This is a genomic window from uncultured Pseudoflavonifractor sp., assembly GCA_904419835.1.
Taxonomy (GTDB): Bacteria; Bacillota; Clostridia; order Oscillospirales; family Oscillospiraceae; genus Pseudoflavonifractor.
Map to the genome: position 1 here is coordinate 1 of CAJFTA010000095.1, position 2926 is coordinate 2926.

At 61.6% G+C, this 2926-nt stretch carries 5 protein-coding genes; 2 read left to right on the plus strand and 3 right to left on the minus strand.

What is annotated here, in order from left to right:
* Positions 1-154: 154 nt before the first annotated feature.
* A complete protein-coding gene (locus QZY67_RS11595; RefSeq protein ID WP_294533949.1) occupies positions 155-544 on the minus strand; it encodes a hypothetical protein in 390 nt (129 codons plus the stop codon).
* Between the two features lie 200 nt (positions 545-744).
* Here QZY67_RS11595 and QZY67_RS11600 point away from each other — a divergent pair, with 200 nt between their 5' ends.
* The gene (locus tag QZY67_RS11600; protein WP_295370470.1) at positions 745-1254 is read left to right on the plus strand and encodes a deaminase; all 510 of its coding nucleotides are present in this window, start codon (positions 745-747) and stop codon (positions 1252-1254) included.
* Positions 1255-1303: 49 nt separating this feature from the next.
* Here QZY67_RS11600 and QZY67_RS11605 read toward each other — a convergent pair whose 3' ends face one another.
* Positions 1304-1663, minus strand: a complete 360-nt coding sequence (locus QZY67_RS11605; RefSeq protein ID WP_295370472.1) for a GIY-YIG nuclease family protein — start codon at positions 1661-1663, stop codon at positions 1304-1306.
* Positions 1656-2144 carry a DUF6530 family protein gene (locus QZY67_RS11610; protein ID WP_294533958.1) on the minus strand — a complete coding sequence of 163 codons (489 nt, stop codon included), beginning with the start codon at positions 2142-2144 and terminating at the stop codon, positions 1656-1658. Before QZY67_RS11610 ends, QZY67_RS11605 begins: the two co-directional genes overlap by 8 nt.
* A gap of 139 nt (positions 2145-2283) precedes the next feature.
* Here QZY67_RS11610 and spoVAC point away from each other — a divergent pair, with 139 nt between their 5' ends.
* Positions 2284-2727, plus strand: a complete 444-nt coding sequence (gene spoVAC / locus QZY67_RS11615; RefSeq protein WP_294533961.1) for a stage V sporulation protein AC — start codon at positions 2284-2286, stop codon at positions 2725-2727.
* The last annotated feature ends 199 nt before the right edge of the window (positions 2728-2926 follow it).

Here is a 2926-nt window from a genome sequence, read left to right on the forward strand (position 1 = left end):
CCGGAAGCCTTGCTGTGCAAGGCTTCCGGGGAGCGGAGCGAGGACTTTTGCGCCGCAGTGCGGCGCGAAAGTAACGGCATTTTTGAAGGCTGTCGAAAAGTCCAGGGACTTTTTCGACAGCCTGACATCCTGGACCACAGTCCAGGACGTTTTTTCAGGATTTTTCTTCAAAACTGGCGCCGCAGCTGCGGCAGGTAACGGTGATTTTCCCCTTGCCCTTGGGCACCCGCAGCTGCTGGCCGCAGTTGGGGCACTTGAAATAGCGGTGATCCTTGTCCCGGTGGATGGTCCGGCGCAGCCGGAACCAGCGGACCACAGGGCCGGCCAGCTGCATAAATTTGGCGTTTTCCGCCCGGCGCTTGGAGATATTCCGGGAAAACATGCGGAACACGGCATAGACCGCCACCAGCAGCGCCAGCCAGCTCAGCAGGCCCAGCCGCAGCAGGCTGGCCACCAGATAGAGCACCAGATACACCGCTATCAGGAACAGGGAGAACTGATCGACGCCATATCGGCCATACATCATTCTCTGCAGCCAATTCATCGAGCGAACGTCTCCTTCAGCGGAAGAATGGCCCGAGCGGGGGTAAGGCTCGGGCACATCGGCTTCCACGGTACTTTTATAACAGTAATGATACCGTTTTGAAGGTTTTCCGTCAAGGCACCAGACGTAAACAATATGTGAATAATCCCTTGAAAGCAAAGGGGAAAGGGGTTATACTGGACAAAAACAGGAGGTGCCCCGTGAAGCGAATCGACAAGGAGAACTACTATCTGGACATCGCCGAGACGGTGGCCGAGCGGGCCACCTGCCTGCGCCGGTGCTACGGTGCCATCATTGTCCGCAACGATGAGATCATTGCCACCGGCTACAACGGCGCTCCCAGAGGCCGCCGCAACTGCGTGGATTTGAACTACTGCACCCGGGAGGCCCTCAACATCCCCTCCGGCGAGCGGTACGAGCTGTGCCGCAGCGTCCACGCCGAGGCCAACGCCATCATCTCGGCCGCCCGGAGCGAGACCCTGGGCGCTACCCTCTATATGGCCTGCAAGAACCCGGCCACCGGCGCGCTCATCGCCGGGTCCACCTCCTGCGCCATGTGCCGCCGGCTTATCATCAACGCCGGCATTCAGCGGGTGGTCATCCGCAACACCAAGACAGACTACGCCGTGGTCCATGTGGAGGACTGGGTGCGGGAGGACGACTCCCTCCCGCAGGAGTGCTGCGCCTGCTGCGGGGACGATAAAGCGTAAAAAATCAAATCCACCAGCCGCCGGCAAGGGCACGGCAGCTGGTGGATTTTTATTTGGTGTAAAACTCCGCGCCCTCTGCGGCCAGCCGCTCCCGCCACAGGGCGGCCAGGGCCTCCAGGTCCGCCCTGAACTGGGCGTCTATCTGCTCCGGACCCTTCTCCAGCTCCTCCAGCACAGTGAAAACAAAGGACTGGCCGCCGTACCTGGACCAGTCGGCGGCCAGGGGGAGGAAGGTGCAGGAGCCGGTGGAGACGGAGAACTGAAAGCGGTTGCGCAGGCCCGCCGGGTTGGCTGCGGCGCTGAGCAGCACCCGGTTGTTTGCCGTGCAGCGGATGGCGCACACGCCGCCCACCACGGCCCGCCCCCGCCAGGCGGACAGCAGCTCCTTCTGATGCTCCGTCTTAGCCATGATACCCCAGCTCCCCTAAAATACGGGCCAGTACCCGCATCCGCTCTCCCAGCAGCTCCCCGTCCCGGGCCAGCGCGTCCTGAAAGAGGCGGATATCCTCCTGGATATGGTCGTTCTCCGTGCACACCGACACCGTCATGGCGTCCCCCTGGAGGCCTACCCGGTCGATCTCCGGCCGGTCGGGGTCGTAAAAATCCGGGTACCGGTAGCTCTCCTCCCGGAGATAGAGCTGGGCCCGGCAGGTGAGAATGGCCAGGTCCAGCACCCGGTGGAGGGGCAGCTCCTCCGACTGGCGGGACCACTTTTCCCCTGTGTACCGCCACACCTTGGCCGAGATGTCCACCCGGCCCCGGTCGTTCCACTGGGCCAGCCCCAGGGAGAGCCCCTTGGCGTCGGTCTGGTAGGCGGAACGGCCGTCAATGTGGTCATAGTCCTCCGCCACAATGACGGGCTTGTGCTTCAATGACGTGGGAATCCGCATAAGGTCCTCCTTTTCAATTAGTAAATTAGTAATTTAGTAAATGACAAATGAGAGGATAGCACGGAACAGGCCGAACGTCAAGGAATATTTTTGCCCGGCCGCGGAAAACTAAGGCAGAAAAGGAGGCACAGACAGGGTTATGGACATGACCAACAAGGAATACGGAAAATATGTGGAGAAAAAGGCGGATCCGTCGCCCACACCCAAGAATCTGGCCTGGGCCTTTGTCACCGGCGGGCTGATCTGCACCCTGGGACAGGGCCTGCTCAACCTCTACCGCTTCATGGGGCTGAGCGAGACGAACGCGTCCATCGCCGCATCGGTGACCCTGATTTTCCTGGCGGTGCTCTTCACCGGCCTGGGCTGGTTTGACAAGCTGGCCAAGCACGCCGGGGCGGGCACCCTGGTGCCCATCACCGGCTTTGCCAACGCCATGGCCTCTCCGGCGCTGGAATTCCGCAGCGAGGGCCTCATCATGGGTGTGGGCGCCAAGCTGTTCGTCATCGCCGGGCCGGTGCTGGTGTACGGCATCAGCGCCAGCGTCATCTACGGGCTGCTTCTGGTGCTGTTCACGGGGAGCTGAAAAATCAGTTGACATAAGATTATAGCCGCCCGCTGTTCCAGAGAGGAACGGCGGGCGGCTCAGCGTATTGAGAAACTTCAGTTGAACAGAATCCGCCTGGACTGGGGCGGGGGAGCGCGAGGGGGCAGCCGCCCGCCTCGCGTGGAATCGAATGCCCCGGAAGCCTTGCTGTGCAAGGCTTCCGGGGAGCGGAGCGAGG